Origin of the sequence: Xenorhabdus sp. KJ12.1 (genome assembly GCF_963876495.1) — a bacterium.
Taxonomy (GTDB): Bacteria; Pseudomonadota; Gammaproteobacteria; order Enterobacterales; family Enterobacteriaceae; genus Xenorhabdus; species Xenorhabdus stockiae.
The window spans coordinates 85,798-103,343 of sequence record NZ_CAWNQH010000072.1 but is presented as its reverse complement, the minus strand read 5'-3'; the positions used below and the strand labels follow the sequence as shown (position 1 = coordinate 103,343).

Below are 17,546 nucleotides of genomic sequence, written 5' to 3'. Positions count from 1 at the left end.
AAAGGAGAACACTTTCGGGGGGTAAAAAATCAAAAAACCACTAAAACAGTTCAAATTCCACTCAATAAATACTGCATAAACTCAACATACTGCGATTCTTCCGGTAATCCCCCCTAAAAGCCGGAGTGTCCATAAGTAGAATTTTCTCATACGCTTAATGTAGCAGAGGAGATCGAAATCTTATGAAAAAGTCACGTTTTACTGACAGCCAGATCTTAGCTATTCTGAAACAGGCTGAAGCAGGTACGCCCGTGTCAGAACTGTGTCGTGAACACGGCATAAGCAACGCCAGCTTTTACAAATGGCGAACTAAATATGGGGGAATGGATGCCTCTCTGATGGCTCGTTTGAAAGAGCTGGAAGAAGAGAACCGTCGCCTTAAAAAGATGTATGCTGAAGAACGGCTAAAAGCCGAGATTATTCAGGAAGCCATGGCAAAAAAGTGGTAAAGCCTGCTCAGCGTCGACAGATGGCAAAAGACGCAGTTGAGCATAAATCCATTAGCATTCGCCGTGCGTGCCAGATCTTTAGGGTCAGTGAAAGTAGTTATCACTATAAGGCCCGGTTATCTTCAGAAAATCAGCAGATTGCAGAGTGGTTGCTCAACATCACGGAACAACAACGAAACTGGGGATTTGGGCTTTGTTACCTGTACTTACGCAATGTGAAAGGGTTTCATTGGAACCATAAACGAGTTTATCGGATTTATTGTGAACTGGCCCTGAATAAACGTATAAAGCCCAAAAATCGCTTAAAACGCGAACATCCTGAACCGTTGAAAGTCCCTGACACCCCAAATGAAAGTTGGTCGATGGACTTTATGTACGATCAGTTGTCAGATGGGCGTTCGGTTCGTTTGCTCAATATCATTGATGATTTTAATCGCGAAGCACTCACGATAGAGGTGGATTTTTCATTACCCAGTCACCGTGTAATACATACGTTGGAGCAGCTGATAGAGTGGCGGGGCAAACCGATTGCAATACGTTGTGATAACGGTCCCGAATATACCAGCACTGAATTTCAGGTGTGGGCAAAGCAACATAAAATCCAGCTGAATTTTATCCAACCAGGTAAGCCGCAACAGAATGCCTATGTTGAGCGTTACAATCGAACGGTGCGTTATGACTGGCTGGGACAATATCTATTTTCTACCTTGAGTGAATTACAAAATTCGGCGACAAAATGGCAGTGGTTTTATAATCATGAAAGGCCCAATATGGCATTAGGGGGTTATACCCCGAAGCAGCATTTATTACGCGCTGCGTGAATTCTACTTTTAACCTCCATGAAAAATGGGAGGATTACCTTCCCGCTACAGCACATTAAAAATTTCCCTCCCCCACTACAGCACATCCTGAGCACAATCCCCTTTCCCGCTACAGCACAACAAACCTGACCGACGTTCCACCACCCCGCCAGTCAAGGAATAGCCCTCCCAAAGTGGATGTCCTGTAGCGGGATGGGTAATACCTCGATGTGCTGTAGCGGGAAAAACTGGAAAAAAGAGGACGCTTTCGGGGGGTAAAAAATCAAAAAACCACTAAAACAGTTCAAATTCCACTCAATAAATACTGCGTAAACTCAACATACTGCGATTCTTCCCGCTACAGCACATTAAAAATTTCCCTCCCCCACTACAGCACATCCTGAGCACAATCCCCTTTCCCGCTACAGCACAACAAACCTGACCGACGTTCCACCCCCCCGCCAGTCAAGGAATAGCCCTCCCAAAGCGGATGTCCTGTAGCGGGATGGATAACACCTCGATGTGCTGTAGCGGGAAAAACTGGAAAAAAGAAGACACTTTCGGGGGGTAAAAAATCAAAAAACCACTAAAACAGTTCAAATTCCACTCAATAAATACTGCATAAACTCAACATACTGCGATTCTTCCCGCTACAGCACATTAAAAATTTCCCTCCCCCACTACAGCACATCCTGAGCACAATCCCCTTTCCCGCTACAGCACAACAAACCTGACCGACGTTCCACCCCCCCGCCAGTCAAGGAATAGCCCTCCCAAAGCGGATGTCCTGTAGCGGGATGGATAACACCTCGATGTGCTGTAGCGGGAAAAACTGGAAAAAAGAGGACGCTTTCGGGGGGTAAAAAATCAAAAAACCACTAAAACAGTTCAAATACCGCATAAACTCAATATGCTGCAATTTTTCCCACTACAGCACATCGAATAACTTAACTTTCAGGATGTAGAGTTGGATTTCTACTGATTATTTTAACGATATTTTCCTTGTCTTCTTTGTCTTTATAGAGATGATAATCTAGATAACCAATCTTTTTGAGATCTTCCAGCGCATTCCGTATGATCCGATTTTGCTCACCCTTTGTACTTGGTAGTAATAAACGCTCTCGTAAACGTTTAAAACTCAGTGGGACAGGGTTCGCTGGCAATGATGCTATATAAGTATAAATAGCTTGAGCAGCTTCTTTACGGGGTAAAGCAGAAAGCGGCTTCTTACGTAATAGGGTTAGGTTATCTTCATTATAAAGTTCCCAAAGGTTTTCATCAGCCTCAAGGATAACAGTATTAGTTTCAGTATCGAACTCACCTGTTTTAAGCAATCCAGTAATGTAAACCTTTGTGCTACCGGGCTTAGAAAAAGTAATAGTCTTGCCACGAATTCTTGCAAGTGAGTAAGCTATTTCTTTACGCAGTCTCGCATCAAAACGTTTATTTGGGTATTGGCAATTACGAGCGAACTCTGTGAATTTCAAACGTATTTTATTGCCTTTCAAAGCATCTTCACTCCTGCTAAAAGAATGAATAATCCCCATCCATATCTTGAAATCTGTAGACAAATTTAGCCTTGGGCCAGTAATGAGCACGTCTGAATATCCTTCACGAGAAGCGTGCTCAAGCTTAGAAAGAGATTCACTTGCATCAATAGGTGCCGCCTCTGAACCTTTCTTCTTTGTCGGTACGAAAACACCCATTTTCATAAGGACAGCAGGTTGAACTGATGAATTCATAGTAACTGTTAATTTTCTGTGTGTATCGTTAGTAGGTTCTGGTATTGCATCTTTAAACAACCTTATGTTTTTGCTGTCTTTTTTCATGTTATCCGCGCCCACATACGCTATGTTGATAAAATGATGCACCTTCCCACTACAGCACATCATGTTTCCCACTATAGCACATTAAAATCCCTCTACAAAACATTCAGATCCCACTACAGCACATTATTTTCCCACTATAGCACATCGTAACACCCTCTCAGACCAGTTATATCAAGGGTTGGTAAGATCGGGGATCTGTTTGGATCTTGTTGGGACTGTATGGATCTTTTTATTGGATCTATCTGGTAAATATGTGGATAACTCAGAAAAGAAATAAAACATATATTCACTGATGCACTACCCTTGTCCAACTGGTGATAATGAACGAAAGATAAAGTTGTCTATTCGTTTATTATCACCAGTATTTGTACAAAACATATACTATGCCAAGCTCAGTTAACACTCTTTCCATACCCTGATCAATAACAAATTAAAACACTCTACTAATCCATTTCACCAAAGTAGGTATAACAGGGAAAGAAATAACCAAAACAGCTATACTCATACAGAAAAACGAAATAAGATATTTTCGACCAGAAAGTGAATAACACAAGTCCCCTTTTTCCCCCTACCTATGACAATATGCTTGATGCTTGAATCTAGTGATAAAAGTAGCAATGATAAGAAAGTCTAATTCTGGCAATGAAAATAGAGTCATTCCAAACATAAGCATGTCAAACTACGTGTCATAAAAAAGCTTTTTTGCGATCAACATTTACCAATTCACAATGAATTGGATCACCCCTCATAAAAGCCTCTATATCGCTCTGTACAAAGCGTTTAAGCTTATCTTTACCCATAGAGCCAAATCAGCTGTAATATATTCTATAGAGCGTATATCAAACTTATCGTTAGTTCTGAGGACATTGACCATAAAAATGGTTTTATAGGGTTTACAACTCATTCTAATGGGTTTAATCCAATACATGTTATACCGAATATTTCACGGGCAAGAATGTAAACACGGAGGTCATCACTTCGAATGATAGCCTGACTACCTAATACAGATATAGCGATCATGATTGGCAAAATGAACCAATAGTTCCCAAAAAACCATTTCGATAAGCATCAGGACATAATGCTCCCACTATATACTGTACATTTCTTGTGCTTTTGAGGAATATACATCAGAAATGTGTAAAGCTAATCTTAGCTATTTATCAAGTCAGGTGGCGTTATGATCGAAAAATTTAATTCTTGATAGTTCAGTATAACACCTCTCGTTTCCTATGAATCTCCAGCGAAGCATAACTACTTTAACTCTTTTAGATTGAACTAAATATACACTCCTTTGCTCATTGTTAGTCCCCCAGACGGGGAACTGTGAAAGTAGATTTCATATTTATTCTTTAATGTTAAGTTCTTCAATAATTTTTCTGGTAGTTAGACCATTCACCGTAGCTTTGCTGGTTTAGTAAGGTCACTCAATAATTAAAAAATCACAAAGACTCCTATAGATAATTATCATATTATTTGTGGGATATATTTTATAGTAAAAAATAAACAAATCCGGTTATAATTCCCATAAAAAATAACCGGATAAACGTGAAAGTTATTTTCTTATTCTATAGGTTTTGAATTACGTATTCTCACCGCTTCCTTTGCAATTTCGTAAGAAATATTTGCTATTTCAATGGCAGATAATTCTCTACCTCTACTATCGATTTGTCTAGATGAAACACCTGCAATAGCATTTCCATAAAACGAGTCAAAAAGAAATTGATTATTATTTGATTTTCTCATAGTTAATAATTCACTTATTTAATAAGATGTTTTTTCTAATTATTTAATAATAATTAAATATCATTTTATTGATATAAATCAATATGTTAAAAATATTTTATTTATTTGCTTGTTCTATTTTATTTTCATCTAAAACGAACTGTGTCACGTTTTTCTCAAAACGATAATTTGAGTGTTTATCGTAGAATCCGGCATAAATTTTAGTATGAAAGACTCGCAGGTAGTCTCCGACATAGGAAATATCTATACCCTCTTCAAATGTAATAAGGCATTCCAGCTCTATGAAGTTTATTAATGGATTTTCCGCCAAAGTTTTACGCGCTTTCTGTACACTTTCATCATTCCAGTGTAAACAACTTTTTCCATAAGTTATATCTAAGTAAGGATTTTGACAGCAAAAATCACCAGCTTCGGCTTTTTTATCAAAGCTCGTATTATAGTACATGTCTGCTAGTTTGATATTATCCAATAATAACTGACCTGTTTTTTGGGGCTTATTAACGGATGTATTTGCTATAAAGGAGTACAATATTACTTCAACTACAACAAAGTCTAACATGCTAGTGTGTGTTGAACACTCCCAGTGTACATTGATTTGTTCGTCATTTTTGCGAAAAATAGTGAGGCCTCGCGCAGTGTCATTTTCATTATCCAATCCCCAATAATTCCGGTGATGTCTCCAATCTTTTAAATTATTCATGATAATGCCCCTTATAGATTTGTTATTTATGTTCGTTTTCACCCTTCCAGTTAAACATGAGTATCATTAGTGTCGAAGAAGAAATATGAAATTTAATCTCTTTAAGAGTAATTTCCTACACGCTGGTGGCTAGCCTTTCTGCTCTCGCCCTAAAGTTCAAAACGTAAGCACAATATCTTTGCTTTTTTGTATGTATATATAATGTATACACGTAAGGGTGTAACATGAAAATTAAGCCGAAAATCAGAGAAAAGAGCATCAACGCTGCCAACGCATTGTAAGCTGAATGTATTGAAACACCGACAAATGAGCAAGTCAGAGAGTATAGCTGCGATAAAGTGAATCTTTTACCTGTCAGGTTATGTTGTGATTGGGTAACGCCAAAAATTCGGTATGAATTTTGTTATTTACCATAATGGCTCAAGTGCGCCGCTTTTTGTGGGGAGCGCTCTGCAAAATCCGAGGGATTTGCTGTAATCGAGAGATTGAGGTTTATGCCAAATAAATTTTAAAAAATCATCCATGATTTTATCCAATTTTTCACTAGCATTAATATGCTCACAAATTCCCTATTAAGTTAGTTTTCTGGAAGTAAAGACGAACAAAGATCATATGCATTTTCTGGTGCAGTTAGTGCCTACGTACAGTGTGACCAAAATCGTTACAATCATCAAAAGCTTAATTACTAGGAAGAGACTCAGACATTACCCACAAGTAAAAAAGGCGCTGTGTGGAGACGTGACGGTTACTTTACGAATACGGTCGGTAAACACGGAGACTAGCAGATGATTGGCGGTACGTTAAAAATTAAGATGATGAGTACCACAAACTGTATTCAGATCATTAGTTAGCATTTTTTTGAAACACCCCGCAGCTTGCGGCGGGGGTTGTTCATTTGATGTGAAAAATCTTCAATAAAAAGACTGCTGACTAAATAAGTAATACCGTCCAGCAGCATCGAACATACACAAATTTTCTATGAGCCAACGTTCTACTTGATACAGCGGAGCTTGCTGGTATTTACGTATTGTTTGCAAATGATTGGTAATGGATCGAATATGGTAAGGATTATTAATCAGGATATGGATATTGCTGACTGCAATCCTTTTAAGCCGAGTTACAGCGCTTTTATATTGCTCTTCCTCGAAAGCAAGTACGCGCTCACGAGCAACTGTTTTTGCCTCTGGAGAAAGGTCTTGATAGTAGTTTAACAAATCGAAAATTGCCATAACACACCTTTATTTTAATATATTCAAAACCCCACATTTGACGGGCTGCTTCAGTGTGTGAAAAGTTATAGATTAGCTTCCTCATGACGAATGACATCAACAGCATTCACGAAGGTATCCCAGCAAATACCATTATCTGCATCATGTTTTCTTATAGCGAGGGATAATGCTTCTACAGCCAGTTCGTCAGAGATTTTTTCATCACGCTGCATAGTCAGAGCGTCTTTGACATCATCAGAATCCCAAAAAATAGCACCTATAGGCTGTTCTGGGTTAATTTCAGACAGATATTGAATCACTTCTTTTACTGTACCGTACATATAATTTCCTTTTGGTTAACCAGCTATGGATGACGATGTTGTGTACTTTAGTTCTTTGGTTTAGTTTTCTACTGATCGAGGATTTAACTATCCCGGATGTCAGGATGTTAGTATTCTGTATGACATGAACCACCCTACTCATTTCGTTGTGTTAGTTATTTTATTCTGACACTGTGAGTGAAAGGGTCGAATAGCTTTCAGAGAATAAAGCAGAAAAAAATGGGATGAGATCAACTATGTAGTTGATTAAATATGCAACTGTAAATAAGGATAAAAATATGAAACCAGCATTGATTTTTATGTTGCTGACACTGGCTGGTTCAGCTTTTGCAAACATCAATACTCAAATAAATGAGTACTTAACATCGTTGCATTCTGCCATCTACACCAAGTTTTATGATGCAGATAAATTTGAGGGAAAAACCTGTACTCTGAAAATAGAAATATCGAGAGAAGGAACATTACGGGGTTTTTCTAGAGGGGAAAACACAAAGGCGATGACGAAAAGCTTTGCAGGCAGGCAATAACGGCTATTGTAAGCGCAAAAATACCGACTCTGCCATCTGATGAAGTGTGGCGTTCAGTGAAGAATACCACAATTGAATTTAAGCCCTGATAGATAGATAGACCAAGTAGCTTTAGAGACCTAAATACGAAGTATTGTGCTAACTGGCTATCCATAGATAAAGGTTCTATTATACTAGGATACTATCTATATAGATTTGGAGATATAAATGGGATTTTTTGACTACATTACAGGTGGAAATGTAAAAGTTGCGGCAAAATTCACCGCGATATTATATAGAGAGGGGCTAAATATTTATGGAAATGACGAATTGGCTTTTAGATACACATACATATTTAGAAATAACACAATAAGAAGATATGCAGACAATCAAAGAGATTTGATGGTCTCTGAATTATTCCAGCGTGGTGAGATAAGAAATTGTACTGATATAACAATAGCCCACCTTAACACAGGCGCTGCACCAAAAAGCGTTCATATAAGTGAAACGTATAAAGACTTTAATGAGAAAGTAATAAATTACTTAAGAAAATTCGGGATACCAGAAAAATACATAACAGGAGACAATAAGAAAACAATATCGCACATAGCAGATTATCTATATTTAATAGATCAAATAATAAAGCCAGAAATGTATGATGATTTAATAAAAAAATAGAACCTGAAAATAACAAAATCCGCAGAATGGCACAGAAAACGTTATAAATTTTCAGCGTGGATTTGGGTGTTTGATAGGTTGTTACATCTATTATTGTTGTAGTCCTATATTGATAGCATGGCTCTATGTTTTTTATTAATTTTAAATAAAAAATGGTAGAGGCTATAATAATGCCCACCCAATCTGAAATATTCATTTTGAAACTTGCCTTTGTTTATTTTTGCATAGAAAGGAAGTGCCAACGGTAGTGCAGCACGGCACAGTGTCAGCTCAGCAGACGAAGAAGTTTCAATCATATAATCAATTTCGTTCAGCCATTCATACATGCTATCACTCCAGCGCCGGTCGCATCAATATCGGCACATTCCGCGCCCAGCTCATCAAACAGCGCATTCGCAATATCTCTGGCTCGACGGATATCACCGCGATGCTCCATACGAACCTTAGTAATGACCTCCGCAGAGGCTTCAATCAGTACGCGTTCAGAGAGGGTTGCTTCACTGCGTACCTGATTGCGTACCTCTTCTTTGCGTACCATATCATCAGAGCGGGATTTGACTTTAGCGGCTAAGTCTCTTGTCCCATTCGTCACGATTGGCTCTTTTGCGGATAGCCCCTTCTGATATGCCATGCTGAGAGGCAATTTCCCGAAGAGACAGCAAACCAGCCCGGTAAGCCGATTCGATAGCCTCCCAATCTGGTTTAGCCATTTTTATTCCTTATTTTGCTAACAATCCACCCGGCATCAATTCACGCGTCACAAACTGACGCAGTTCTTTGCGGACTATCCGACGGATATGATCATCGGTGGGGATTTTGTTTATCTTGGGTGAGCTAATGACGGCTGAATCAATAGATGCTGATTTAATAAAAGTTTGTCCCGCAGAAGTTTTGAAGGTATCAGCAGTAAACCCAATCTTATTCTTTGTTTCTACCGATAGCGTTAATGGCGCAGTAACCAGCCTGACTTTCTCTTCCTAATCACTGACCTTAATAAATCCATCAACAGTTCTGCTTACCTGCGCTTTATCGGCTTTTGACTTGAATTCATTGTGGATGATAACGCTTTCAGGTACGGATTCGAGATGCCCACACGCTCCAGTGCGTACACCTTCTTTGTCGTAATATACCGTATACCCAGCCGTTCTCAATAACGCACTGCCATCTTCATTAATATGAATTATCATCATGTTGCCTCATGTGGATGCTTTACAGAATTTTGTATTTTTACTTTTTTCGGCTCAGTATCACTTTCAGTGCAGCCTCTACGATATCCACATTGGTTCGTCCGTCATTGACTCGACCTGTATGTAGATAGTCACTGGCCTCAGTTATTTTTGCGAGTAGGACGGTTAATTCGTGTCGTTCTTGTTTGGTCATTGCAAACTTATTCCTTTGTCATTCTCCGGCGGGATCAGTGTTCCGTATTCATCTTGCATGCCGATATCAGTCAACATGTCACCATATTGATGAACGAGAGCGTTCATATACCTAACGCCTCTCTTACTCAAAACAGGGACTTTTCCACCACAGATGACAATATTGGGAGAGGGCTTTTCGTCGAATGGCTCAAGCAATGTTGCGTAGAATCTGGCTCGCCATCCGGCATTCTTCCTATCAACCAAATATCCATCAAGGAGACCAAATAAAAAACAGCGGCTAACTTCTATATCACCTGTTTCATAGCGATAAATTGGACAACGCCAAGTAATACACATAAGCTTCTGCTACTCTCCAGCCAAAAAACTCATGGGATTTTACTGACATATCCATTATTCAACCCCCGGTAAGAATGGCTGAACCTGCTCAATCATTCGTTCGCGGGCAGCAAGCAATAGCTGCTTTCTCCCTCCCGCACCCCATTTACTCATTTTGCGAGCACAAGCACTGATATCCTTTGTCTCTGCTTCAATGGTCAGCTCTAAGCGGTTAAGGCGGGCCATAACATCAAACTCGTTCCGGACAGCATCACGAAAGGTGTTATACACTCGGATTTCAAATTCGGGTTTAAGCCAAGCCGCGTATCTGATGACTAATAACTCAACACCCCATATCCCCGGATTATCACCGCCATTGTTAATCCTAACGGGTTGATTTTGTTCCAGAGGACTTTTTGTCCTTTGGTCAGTGCCTCTATAAATCTCCTGACCTGAGCACTTCGAATAAATTTGCTCGGCTTTTGAGATTCGGTTGCTTCTCCGTTAGCAACCGCAGCAGTATGTAAGTCATTGAGGTTATAACGTCCTTCGTTATCGACACGGACAGAGATACCATTAATCGTGACTGTTGGGTATTTCATGATGTGGTTTCCTATAGAAAGTGAACCTGTTAGCACAGAAAAGCCGCCCCAAGAACACCACATAATTAACGGTTTTCTCAGGTTCACTTTCTGTAGGTTCTTGGATTAGATAAGCGCGTGCTAATGCGCGATAACATTTGTATGCAAAAATGCTAATTTCAACTTGCCATAATTAGCATTTTTGCATACAATGATTTCAAGTTAACGAAACGGAGGTGCAGTGAAACAAAGTGAATTTTTAAAGTGGCTAAAAGCTCAAGGAGTCGAGGCAGAAAATGGCAAAAAGCATCTGAAACTCTACTACAAAGGTAAAATAAGCCACCTCCCCAGACACCCAAGTCAGGAACTGACAAAGGGGTTGGTCGAAGGAGTCAAGAAACAATTAGATTTAAAATAAACTCTAGCCCTCAATGCGAGGGCTATCACTGCACCGATAGATTATTAAAGAGGTCAACATGTACTATCCTGCAAAATTTGCGAAAGAAGATAATGGATATACAGTAACATTTAGAGGGATCCCCGAAGCTATCACTTGTGGTGCAGATATCCCTGAAGCAATGGAAATGGCCGAAGATGTTTTACTTTCGAGTGTTGAAACTTACTTCGATATGGATAAGGCATTTCCTTCACCCGCATCTGAGCTTCAAGAAGATGAACATTGGGTATACTTACCTGATAGCGTGTATGCCAAAATTTTACTCAATAATGAGCTTCTAACAGCTAAAGTCAGTAAAGCTGAATTATCGCGCTTAACCGGTATTCGTCCTCCTGAAATCCAACGAATACTCGCACCACGCCACACAACTAAAATTGATACGATTAGCCGGGCACTTGCCGCTGTAGGTAAAAAGCTATCACTTTCAGTTATCTAATAGTTAGCCCCTCATTGCAGGGGCTTTCATCTCACACACTGTGTCCTGACATACTCTTGCAACCCCAGAATCATTTGTTCTGAAGTGGCAACTCGCTCTCTGAGTAACCAATAATTTCGGACAGCGGAGTCTGTAGGTCGGGCGGTGGCTGCATCATCCATGCCGGAGGTGGTAGGGGTTTCGGGCACTGGACACTGGGCTTTGATGTACACCCGCTCAGGATGAGCAAGAGAAGCAGTGTGCAGCATGTCAATGTGCGTGTTCTGGTAGTTTATGGTGTCGGTCAGTTGCTGGATTTCAGTTATCCACTCCCACTTCCTCATCGATATCTTTAGTAACGAAACGGCCACAAGACAGAAAATTCACACACTGACGAAATTTGCGCAGGCCAAGTTTTAATTCCCGCTGTGTTTTGATGTACCAGTTGAGATCAGACGGGATGTATAACTGAAGCCCGCCCCACTCAGAAATAAAGCAGCGTCCTTTCAGACTGTAGGTATGCAATGGGTCATAGAAAAACGGGAACACCTTCTGAACGAGTGTATCTGTACGTGGATCGATAAATGAAAGGAATACGCCGAACGGAGCAGTTTTAAGAAGCTTCACAGCTTCAAGGTAACGTAGCGTAATGGAGTGCTGCGGGTAAAACATTTTAAGTGAATTGTTCACGGTCGGAAGCTCCCTGTTCATTTGTTGGCAGGCTGCGTATTATTTTTGAAAATGCGATCAAGCAGCCTGTGATTAACATCGTAAATTATCGGTTCACCGCTAGCTAACTCATGACGGCTGATAAGGCTGTAACCAAAGTCCTGCAAATTTTTGTAGTTATACGATGCAATGTTGTGTGAGTAATTCTTTCCCCACACATTCCCATTGCATTCTTCAAAACGCTGTGCGTGGTAGTGATTTTTCAGGAACTGATAGTGCTCTTTTTATGTGATCATAATGCTCCCTATGTCATATTCTATTGAGTAAAAAAATTATCACACCGGGAGAAAGGAGGTCGAATAGGTAGGGGGTTAAAAAATCATGTTATTCCATTCAGGGGTGTTAACCGAGTCATCGGCAAGGCTGAGTGAATTTTCGTTATATCCGTACCACGGCGTTTCTGTAGGGAATACGTAGTAATCAGCTTTATTTTCAAACCAAACAATGTGTTCTACTACGGCAGTCATGAAGTAAATGCGGTAAGTGCCATAGCAACGGACACGATCACCAATGTTAAACTTTGGATCTATACCCGCAGGTGGACGCTCAGCAACACGCAGACGATCAGCTTCATACCACGCACTATCTTCCCGTACCATGCGGTATAAGGTCACTCCTTTGTTTTCTCTGATTTCAGCTACTGCGTCGAGTCCTATACAAGGGCCACGACAATCTGAGTACTGATACACGAAAACAAGATTACCCACTTCAATAAGCTCGTTCATAATCTCTCCTTCCCACCGGGCCGACACCCGCCATTGTGTTAACTGAGTTTATTCTCTCACAGCGAAAGCCCCAGTATTGAGAAACAGGAAAATCACTCTCACTCCCTGACTCCCAATAGTGCTGAGCTTCTTCCTGTGGGTAAACGTGGGCTTCATTTATATCAGTCGTATACCCAGCATTATCTACACAGTGAAAAGCCTATGTTACTCCTCACTGTTTCCCGAAGGTAGGCCATGTAAAATTTGTGGCTCTTCATATTCCATCCTGAGATGAGTGTTTTCGTTTTTTCGTTGCTTGAATTATTGTTTCACACCCATTCTTAAGACCAAAATTCGCGGGATTTCGCCCCGAAATTTTTAATAAAAATATCTTTATTTCAATGTGTTGTGAATGAAACTTTAGAGGGCAAATATTAACGATAGCAACCTTGAAAACTTTATGCTGTGTTGCTGAACATTCAGTTTTTCCTAAAGAAAGTTATATGAATTGATGAGTCTTGTTTGTGATTTTCATAGAATAGCCTCATTGGTTTCTGGACGTGAAAAATCGTTCCTGAATCTGCATAGTGTCCACAACTTCTAGGGCAAGCTGAGCGAGCAGAATAGGATAGAACATTGTTGGGATCTTCTTATCGATATTGGAAATAATATAATTATGTCTTCATTATCAGAAGCGACAGTTATTGTTGAATTATCTGATATATTAGGGAATTTGAAACAAGCTAGGGACAGTTAGCCTGATAAAGATTCTTACCCGCCTAGAAAAGCGGGTTGGTGATTTTATTTATTCTCTAGCGCATCACAAAGCTTAATTAAATTTTCGGGCGTTGCAATTTTTTCAAATTTTTCCTTTGCGTCGGAATAAATGAAGTTGGAACCATGTTGAAGAGAACCTTTTGCGTTTAATGCTTGAGTATAACGCCTAATTAATGTTTCACTTGCCTCTCTAATTTGTTGAGCCAACTGTTTTATATCATCATTCATTTATAAACCTCTTTTAATATGTTTTAGTTTGAATTCAGGTGTTTTTTTGCTGTATTACTCGGCTACCAACTCCTAAAAATCTTCTAGCTCATTTAAAATCTTGTTGCACGCAGATTCCAAATTTTTGATAGCTTCCTTAGCTAGTTGCTTATAGTAATCGCGTGACTGGATAACCTGTGCATTGCTTTCACGTAGTAAGGCTAACTCAGCTTCAAGCGCGAGAATGCGTTTTTGATGCGTGTTACATCCCAATCCGCAGTGTGGGCAGAGAATGTCATTGTAATCACAGGTATCCGTGATTCTATCGTAACCATGTGCTTTGTAAACCTTCCCACATCGTTGGCATTCTACAAGGAAAAAGCCACCAGCATTGTTGTCCGCGATGTAACGATTTTTCTCGTTGGTATTGTTGTTGCGTTTTTCAAGTAAATCATTATTCATTAGAATACCTCCGTTATTGTGTTTGATTACATTAACATCTGGTGACAGGGGGCCGAAGTGAGGCTAATGAATGAAGGGAGTTGCTGGAAGGATCAATGTGAAAATATAATTTCTTGTACTTTGCTAAGTTTATCCTGACAAGCCTCAGAAATTAGCAAAATCCGCCGTAAACCCTCGCCCAGTGCGGGCGGGGATATAAGGCGAAAAGCCCAAAGGGATTTAAAACACGTCACTCTGGTGTATTTTGGCTGGCAACGTAGGCTTTAAGCGTTTCTATCGTTGCTCCTCCAGCGCTACAGGCGAAGTACGATCTTGACCACAAAAGTCCCGTTTTACTTTGCGTCCGCAAATGCGTATTTTGCTGGCGAAGCAATCGGGAAGAGACGGATTTTAAATTATTCACCAAGATGCTTACCGCGAGTTTCGGGGGATAAGCGACCAACAAATGGACGTGATCTTGCTCACCATCCATCTCAATAATGTCACATTCGAGTTTTGTTGCTGCTGAACTAAAAGCCTCCCGTAGCTGTTCAATCATGCACCCATCGAAGAGTTTTCGGCGATACTTTGTCGTGAATATCAAGTGGACAACGAGTTTACTGACACTGTGTCGCTTTCGAAGAAAACCATCGAGCGATTCATTGTACATACTCAATAGAAATATTCCTGTTATCTGTTATTATGTCTGAACTATATCAATGAGCGCTGACAATGTTAAGAGCCACAAAAGTCCGCATTTACCCCACTCCCGAACAGGCTGAATACCTTAATGGCCAGTTCGGTGCCGTGCGTTTTGCGTATAACAAGGCTCTGAATATTAAAAAACACCGCTATAAACGTCATGGGGTAAGTTTAAGCCCCCATAAAAATCTGAAGCCGTTACTGGCAACAGCGAAGAAATCACGTAAATATGCGTGGCTCAAAACGTATGATTCCATTGCGTTACAGCAGGCGATCATTAACCTAGATACCGCTTTTTCCAACTTCTTTAATCCGAAGTTAAAAGCCCGTTTTCCCACGTTTAAACGCAAACACGGAAAACAATCCAGTTATCACTGTATGGGCGTGAAGGTGTTGAATGATGCCATAAAAATTCCCAAGCTGACGCCGATAGAAGCCCGTATCCACCGAGAAATCAACGGTGAAGTGAAAAGTATTACCCTGTCACGAACGCCAACCGGAAAATACTTTGCTTCCCTTCTCTGTGACGATGGCAAAGACCCCCCCGTACCGCCTGATATGATCGATGCCGATAAAAGCACCGGATGTGACCTTGGGTTAACTCACTTTCTTATTCGCTCAGATGGCAGGAAGCAGGCCAATCCGCGCTATTTAATCCGTGCCGGTAACAAATTACGGCGCAAGCAGAAATCCCTGTCGCGAAAACAAAAAGGCAGTAAAAATCGGCATAAAGCGCGTTTACAGGTAGCCAAATGCCATGAAAAAGTGGTGAATGCCCGCGGGGATTTCCAGCACAAATTGTCCCGACAACTTATTGACGAAAACCAAGCAGTGATAGTCGAGACACTGAAGACGAGCAATATGCTAAAAAACCGCAGGCTTGCCCGCCATATAGTAGATGCAGGATGGCACAGTTTTGTGACGAAGCTCGAATACAAAGCTCAAGAAGCGGGAAAACATCTGGTCAGGCTTGACCAGTGGTATGCCAGCTCGAAAACTTGTCATTGTTGCGGACACAAAGAATCGGTAATGCCGTTAAGCCAGCGATATTGGATGTGTCCAATGTGCCATACGGAGCATGACAGAGATATCAATGCGGCGTTGAATATCAAGCAGCAAGGTTTATTTGAATTAAAGGCGGCGGGTCTCGTCGTCTCTGCCCATGGAGGCCAGCGTCAGACTTGTCACGCACAAGCAGCGGCCTGTGAAGTGGGAAGCCTCGCCCTATCGGACGGGGAGCAGTCACCTATGCCTTATCTGAATCACTAAAACCGAAAAATTTATTATAACTAACAATTTAATTTTTTATGTATGAAAGCAGATCTATGTTTAGTCTATTTTTCCAAATTTCTTATATCTATCAGACATTGATGTTCCAATATGCATGATTACTCCATTGCGGAAAAATATTCTTTTATCCATATCATCCATAATAGGTTCAGAACTCATTATATTTTTATTAAAAGATCTGTTGATTTTATCAATTAAATTTTTTTCTTTTTCTTTTCCATGAAAATACATTTTAGTAACGGTAGTGGGTTCATGGCTGGCTTTCAATATCCTTTTTTTCTTTTCATTAGGATAATAAGGATGTTCTTCACTATCATTTTTTCTTTCTTTTTTGTAATCTTTTTTATAATTCTTATAATTAAACGGCCTAGAAGCAATGTTTGTTATAAAAGCTTCAACGATAACATACTCATTATAACAAGTGTAATCTTTCAATTTTCGAGAAAATTCAGCTGCAAAAGATTTTTCGATTTCATCGTATTCAAATCCCGCTGACTGGCAAAAAAACAAACGAATAACCCGATATTCTTTTAAGAAAGTCCCAAAAAATGACGTCAAAATACGTACTAATTTTTCTGGTTCTATATGAGAATATTCCTTTTCGTTGTTAGCGAAAAATTTGTCACCATCCAAAATCGATGCTAGGAATCCATCATCATTTCCATGCCCTGATATAGTCAGACGTAAATAATGGGGGTATTCAGGCATTTTATCTTCATAAACGTGAAACCCCTCTGGGAAGAACTTAAGAAATTTCAACATGATAAAAACCCTATATAAGTAGTTAACATTAAATAGATAATTATCATCTATATGAACTTATATAATAACAATCGGTAATTTTGATTATCATCGTAATTATTTTAGCCATATGAAAAAAAATAATGTAAATATTTGTTCAATAACTCAAGTTTTGTTTCCTGTACTTTATGGGGTTTATGCTGAAATTTTTACTCTGAATCCATAAAATACAAAGTATAATATCTTTATATGCCTTCTATTCCTGCTCCCAGAGGCTGACAGGTGAGGTTATAGACACCTGCCTTGGTGTTAGGAATAAGAGAGTCATCAAGCGCAATACAGATCACTGTTGTAGCATTAGATAATAAGTTCCCTACAGGGGTGGCGGTCGCATCCCAATTACTGGATTTAGGTTAAGGCTAACCGGGATATATAGCTGATGTGGAACTATGTTGAAGGAAAAAAGGGGAATGGATTTATTGGCTTCCATTCTCTCTGAACGTTTAGCGTCAATGGGTGCGTACCGTTGCCTTATGCCAGCTAGTAAATTA

25 protein-coding genes and 3 pseudogenes are annotated in these 17,546 nt (G+C 39.9%); 9 read left to right on the top strand and 19 right to left on the bottom strand.

The annotated features are described in order from the left end of the window. Positions 1–182 precede the first annotated feature (182 nt). A protein-coding gene (locus tag AACS92_RS11990; RefSeq protein WP_099108586.1) for an IS3 family transposase occupies positions 183–1,270 on the top strand; the annotation gives its coding sequence in 2 pieces (ribosomal slippage) (positions 183–435 and positions 435–1,270; 1,089 coding nt in all). A gap of 926 nt (positions 1,271–2,196) precedes the next feature. Here AACS92_RS11990 and AACS92_RS11985 read toward each other — a convergent pair. The 3 genes from AACS92_RS11985 to AACS92_RS11975 form a co-directional block, all read right to left on the bottom strand. Next, complete coding sequence (locus tag AACS92_RS11985) at positions 2,197–3,078, bottom strand: RepB family plasmid replication initiator protein (RefSeq protein WP_099108714.1); 882 nt, start codon at positions 3,076–3,078, stop codon at positions 2,197–2,199. Positions 3,079–4,638: 1,560 nt separating this feature from the next. Then, complete coding sequence (locus AACS92_RS11980; protein WP_153044735.1) at positions 4,639–4,821, bottom strand: hypothetical protein; 183 nt, start codon at positions 4,819–4,821, stop codon at positions 4,639–4,641. A gap of 97 nt (positions 4,822–4,918) precedes the next feature. Beyond that, on the bottom strand, positions 4,919–5,521 hold the full coding sequence (locus AACS92_RS11975; RefSeq protein WP_099108585.1) for a hypothetical protein: 603 nt from the start codon (positions 5,519–5,521) through the stop codon (positions 4,919–4,921). 576 nt (positions 5,522–6,097) lie between these two features. On the opposite strand from AACS92_RS11975, the pseudogene AACS92_RS11970 reads away from it, so the two are divergent. Then, positions 6,098–6,300 (top strand): annotated as a pseudogene (locus AACS92_RS11970) (transposase); the annotation flags it as partial. 132 nt (positions 6,301–6,432) lie between these two features. Here AACS92_RS11970 and AACS92_RS11965 read toward each other — a convergent pair. Together AACS92_RS11965 and AACS92_RS11960 are read right to left on the bottom strand one after the other, a co-directional pair. Next, positions 6,433–6,750: a hypothetical protein gene (locus tag AACS92_RS11965; protein WP_099108583.1), complete on the bottom strand. Its 318-nt coding sequence runs from the start codon at positions 6,748–6,750 to the stop codon at positions 6,433–6,435. A 65-nt stretch (positions 6,751–6,815) separates the two neighbouring features. After that, the gene (locus AACS92_RS11960; protein ID WP_099108582.1) at positions 6,816–7,070 is read right to left on the bottom strand and encodes a hypothetical protein; all 255 of its coding nucleotides are present in this window, start codon (positions 7,068–7,070) and stop codon (positions 6,816–6,818) included. Between the two features lie 278 nt (positions 7,071–7,348). On the opposite strand from AACS92_RS11960, the gene AACS92_RS11955 reads away from it, so the two are divergent. The 3 genes from AACS92_RS11955 (at position 7,349) to AACS92_RS11950 (ending at position 8,254) form a co-directional block, all read left to right on the top strand. Further along, positions 7,349–7,597, top strand: coding sequence for a cell envelope integrity TolA C-terminal domain-containing protein (locus tag AACS92_RS11955; RefSeq protein ID WP_099108581.1), 249 nt, complete (start codon positions 7,349–7,351; stop codon positions 7,595–7,597). Beyond that, the gene (locus tag AACS92_RS21905; protein ID WP_099108713.1) at positions 7,594–7,686 is read left to right on the top strand and encodes a hypothetical protein; all 93 of its coding nucleotides are present in this window, start codon (positions 7,594–7,596) and stop codon (positions 7,684–7,686) included. The genes AACS92_RS11955 and AACS92_RS21905 overlap by 4 nt, the downstream gene beginning before the upstream one ends. A gap of 118 nt (positions 7,687–7,804) precedes the next feature. Next, positions 7,805–8,254, top strand: coding sequence for a hypothetical protein (locus AACS92_RS11950; RefSeq protein ID WP_099108580.1), 450 nt, complete (start codon positions 7,805–7,807; stop codon positions 8,252–8,254). Positions 8,255–8,358: 104 nt separating this feature from the next. Here the strand turns inward: AACS92_RS11950 and AACS92_RS11945 are convergent, their stop codons facing one another. Both AACS92_RS11945 and AACS92_RS11940 read right to left on the bottom strand, forming a co-directional pair. Continuing rightward, positions 8,359–8,580: a hypothetical protein gene (locus tag AACS92_RS11945; RefSeq protein WP_099108579.1), complete on the bottom strand. Its 222-nt coding sequence runs from the start codon at positions 8,578–8,580 to the stop codon at positions 8,359–8,361. Between the two features lie 20 nt (positions 8,581–8,600). Then, positions 8,601–8,964 (bottom strand): annotated as a pseudogene (locus tag AACS92_RS11940) (hypothetical protein); the annotation flags it as partial. A 127-nt stretch (positions 8,965–9,091) separates the two neighbouring features. Between AACS92_RS11940 and AACS92_RS11935 the strand changes: the two are divergent. Further along, complete coding sequence (locus AACS92_RS11935; RefSeq protein WP_193756849.1) at positions 9,092–9,235, top strand: hypothetical protein; 144 nt, start codon at positions 9,092–9,094, stop codon at positions 9,233–9,235. On the opposite strand, the gene AACS92_RS11930 is transcribed toward AACS92_RS11935, so the two are convergent. From AACS92_RS11930 to AACS92_RS21895, 5 genes and pseudogenes are all read right to left on the bottom strand, one after another. Beyond that, complete coding sequence (locus AACS92_RS11930; RefSeq protein WP_099108578.1) at positions 9,232–9,444, bottom strand: hypothetical protein; 213 nt, start codon at positions 9,442–9,444, stop codon at positions 9,232–9,234. The genes AACS92_RS11935 and AACS92_RS11930 overlap by 4 nt on opposite strands. Positions 9,445–9,481: 37 nt before the next feature. Beyond that, positions 9,482–9,634, bottom strand: a complete 153-nt coding sequence (locus AACS92_RS11925; protein WP_193756848.1) for a hypothetical protein — start codon at positions 9,632–9,634, stop codon at positions 9,482–9,484. Further along, positions 9,631–9,972, bottom strand: a complete 342-nt coding sequence (locus tag AACS92_RS11920; protein WP_241537872.1) for a hypothetical protein — start codon at positions 9,970–9,972, stop codon at positions 9,631–9,633. The genes AACS92_RS11925 and AACS92_RS11920 overlap by 4 nt, the downstream gene beginning before the upstream one ends. Positions 9,973–10,026: 54 nt before the next feature. Next, entirely contained in the window at positions 10,027–10,242 is a 216-nt protein-coding gene (locus tag AACS92_RS21900; protein WP_099108577.1) for a hypothetical protein, read from the bottom strand. Between the two features lie 33 nt (positions 10,243–10,275). Next, positions 10,276–10,553: pseudogene (locus tag AACS92_RS21895) on the bottom strand (KilA-N domain-containing protein); the annotation flags it as partial. Between the two features lie 220 nt (positions 10,554–10,773). Between AACS92_RS21895 and AACS92_RS11910 the strand changes: the two are divergent. Then, positions 10,774–10,950, top strand: coding sequence for a type II toxin-antitoxin system HicA family toxin (locus AACS92_RS11910; protein WP_099108575.1), 177 nt, complete (start codon positions 10,774–10,776; stop codon positions 10,948–10,950). Positions 10,951–11,008: 58 nt separating this feature from the next. After that, positions 11,009–11,425, top strand: a complete 417-nt coding sequence (locus AACS92_RS11905) for a type II toxin-antitoxin system HicB family antitoxin (RefSeq protein ID WP_099108574.1) — start codon at positions 11,009–11,011, stop codon at positions 11,423–11,425. Positions 11,426–11,451: 26 nt separating this feature from the next. Here AACS92_RS11905 and AACS92_RS11900 read toward each other — a convergent pair whose 3' ends face one another. The 6 genes from AACS92_RS11900 to tnpA form a co-directional block, all read right to left on the bottom strand. Then, entirely contained in the window at positions 11,452–11,748 is a 297-nt protein-coding gene (locus AACS92_RS11900) for a lysis system i-spanin subunit Rz (RefSeq protein WP_099108573.1), read from the bottom strand. Continuing rightward, positions 11,723–12,094 carry a hypothetical protein gene (locus tag AACS92_RS11895; protein ID WP_153044734.1) on the bottom strand — a complete coding sequence of 124 codons (372 nt, stop codon included), beginning with the start codon at positions 12,092–12,094 and terminating at the stop codon, positions 11,723–11,725. The genes AACS92_RS11900 and AACS92_RS11895 overlap by 26 nt, the downstream gene beginning before the upstream one ends. Before the next feature lie 350 nt (positions 12,095–12,444). Further along, positions 12,445–12,858 (bottom strand): hypothetical protein, encoded by a 414-nt coding sequence (locus AACS92_RS11890; RefSeq protein WP_099108571.1) that lies wholly within the window; start codon positions 12,856–12,858, stop codon positions 12,445–12,447. Positions 12,859–13,638: 780 nt separating this feature from the next. Next, positions 13,639–13,842 (bottom strand): hypothetical protein, encoded by a 204-nt coding sequence (locus tag AACS92_RS11885; protein ID WP_099108570.1) that lies wholly within the window; start codon positions 13,840–13,842, stop codon positions 13,639–13,641. Positions 13,843–13,914: 72 nt separating this feature from the next. Beyond that, complete coding sequence (locus AACS92_RS11880; protein WP_099108569.1) at positions 13,915–14,283, bottom strand: hypothetical protein; 369 nt, start codon at positions 14,281–14,283, stop codon at positions 13,915–13,917. A 229-nt stretch (positions 14,284–14,512) separates the two neighbouring features. Continuing rightward, positions 14,513–14,932 carry an IS200/IS605 family transposase gene (gene tnpA, locus AACS92_RS11875; protein ID WP_369800368.1) on the bottom strand — a complete coding sequence of 140 codons (420 nt, stop codon included), beginning with the start codon at positions 14,930–14,932 and terminating at the stop codon, positions 14,513–14,515. Positions 14,933–14,994: 62 nt separating this feature from the next. Between tnpA and AACS92_RS11870 the strand changes: the two genes are divergently transcribed. Further along, positions 14,995–16,233: an RNA-guided endonuclease TnpB family protein gene (locus AACS92_RS11870; RefSeq protein WP_099108567.1), complete on the top strand. Its 1,239-nt coding sequence runs from the start codon at positions 14,995–14,997 to the stop codon at positions 16,231–16,233. Positions 16,234–16,293: 60 nt separating this feature from the next. Here the strand turns inward: AACS92_RS11870 and AACS92_RS11865 are convergent, their stop codons facing one another. Continuing rightward, a complete protein-coding gene (locus tag AACS92_RS11865; RefSeq protein ID WP_099108566.1) occupies positions 16,294–17,016 on the bottom strand; it encodes a hypothetical protein in 723 nt (240 codons plus the stop codon). Positions 17,017–17,546 lie beyond the last annotated feature (530 nt).

What these genes read in the sequence shown, in the direction of transcription:
- AACS92_RS11985 (WP_099108714.1), bottom strand. Translation starts at nt 3,078, where the DNA reads ATGAAAAAAGACAGCAAAAACATAAGGTTGTTTAAAGATGCAATACCA.
- AACS92_RS11980 (WP_153044735.1), bottom strand. Translation starts at nt 4,821, where the DNA reads ATGAGAAAATCAAATAATAATCAATTTCTTTTTGACTCGTTTTATGGA.
- AACS92_RS11975 (WP_099108585.1), bottom strand. Translation starts at nt 5,521, where the DNA reads ATGAATAATTTAAAAGATTGGAGACATCACCGGAATTATTGGGGATTG.
- AACS92_RS11965 (WP_099108583.1), bottom strand. Translation starts at nt 6,750, where the DNA reads ATGGCAATTTTCGATTTGTTAAACTACTATCAAGACCTTTCTCCAGAG.
- AACS92_RS11960 (WP_099108582.1), bottom strand. Translation starts at nt 7,070, where the DNA reads ATGTACGGTACAGTAAAAGAAGTGATTCAATATCTGTCTGAAATTAAC.
- AACS92_RS11955 (WP_099108581.1), top strand. Translation starts at nt 7,349, where the DNA reads ATGAAACCAGCATTGATTTTTATGTTGCTGACACTGGCTGGTTCAGCT.
- AACS92_RS11950 (WP_099108580.1), top strand. Translation starts at nt 7,805, where the DNA reads ATGGGATTTTTTGACTACATTACAGGTGGAAATGTAAAAGTTGCGGCA.
- AACS92_RS11945 (WP_099108579.1), bottom strand. Translation starts at nt 8,580, where the DNA reads ATGTATGAATGGCTGAACGAAATTGATTATATGATTGAAACTTCTTCG.
- AACS92_RS11935 (WP_193756849.1), top strand. Translation starts at nt 9,092, where the DNA reads ATGACGGCTGAATCAATAGATGCTGATTTAATAAAAGTTTGTCCCGCA.
- AACS92_RS11930 (WP_099108578.1), bottom strand. Translation starts at nt 9,444, where the DNA reads ATGATGATAATTCATATTAATGAAGATGGCAGTGCGTTATTGAGAACG.
- AACS92_RS11925 (WP_193756848.1), bottom strand. Translation starts at nt 9,634, where the DNA reads ATGACCAAACAAGAACGACACGAATTAACCGTCCTACTCGCAAAAATA.
- AACS92_RS11920 (WP_241537872.1), bottom strand. Translation starts at nt 9,972, where the DNA reads ATGTGTATTACTTGGCGTTGTCCAATTTATCGCTATGAAACAGGTGAT.
- AACS92_RS11905 (WP_099108574.1), top strand. Translation starts at nt 11,009, where the DNA reads ATGTACTATCCTGCAAAATTTGCGAAAGAAGATAATGGATATACAGTA.
- AACS92_RS11900 (WP_099108573.1), bottom strand. Translation starts at nt 11,748, where the DNA reads ATGAGGAAGTGGGAGTGGATAACTGAAATCCAGCAACTGACCGACACC.
- AACS92_RS11890 (WP_099108571.1), bottom strand. Translation starts at nt 12,858, where the DNA reads ATGAACGAGCTTATTGAAGTGGGTAATCTTGTTTTCGTGTATCAGTAC.
- AACS92_RS11885 (WP_099108570.1), bottom strand. Translation starts at nt 13,842, where the DNA reads ATGAATGATGATATAAAACAGTTGGCTCAACAAATTAGAGAGGCAAGT.
- AACS92_RS11880 (WP_099108569.1), bottom strand. Translation starts at nt 14,283, where the DNA reads ATGAATAATGATTTACTTGAAAAACGCAACAACAATACCAACGAGAAA.
- tnpA (WP_369800368.1), bottom strand. Translation starts at nt 14,932, where the DNA reads ATGTACAATGAATCGCTCGATGGTTTTCTTCGAAAGCGACACAGTGTC.
- AACS92_RS11870 (WP_099108567.1), top strand. Translation starts at nt 14,995, where the DNA reads ATGTTAAGAGCCACAAAAGTCCGCATTTACCCCACTCCCGAACAGGCT.
- AACS92_RS11865 (WP_099108566.1), bottom strand. Translation starts at nt 17,016, where the DNA reads ATGTTGAAATTTCTTAAGTTCTTCCCAGAGGGGTTTCACGTTTATGAA.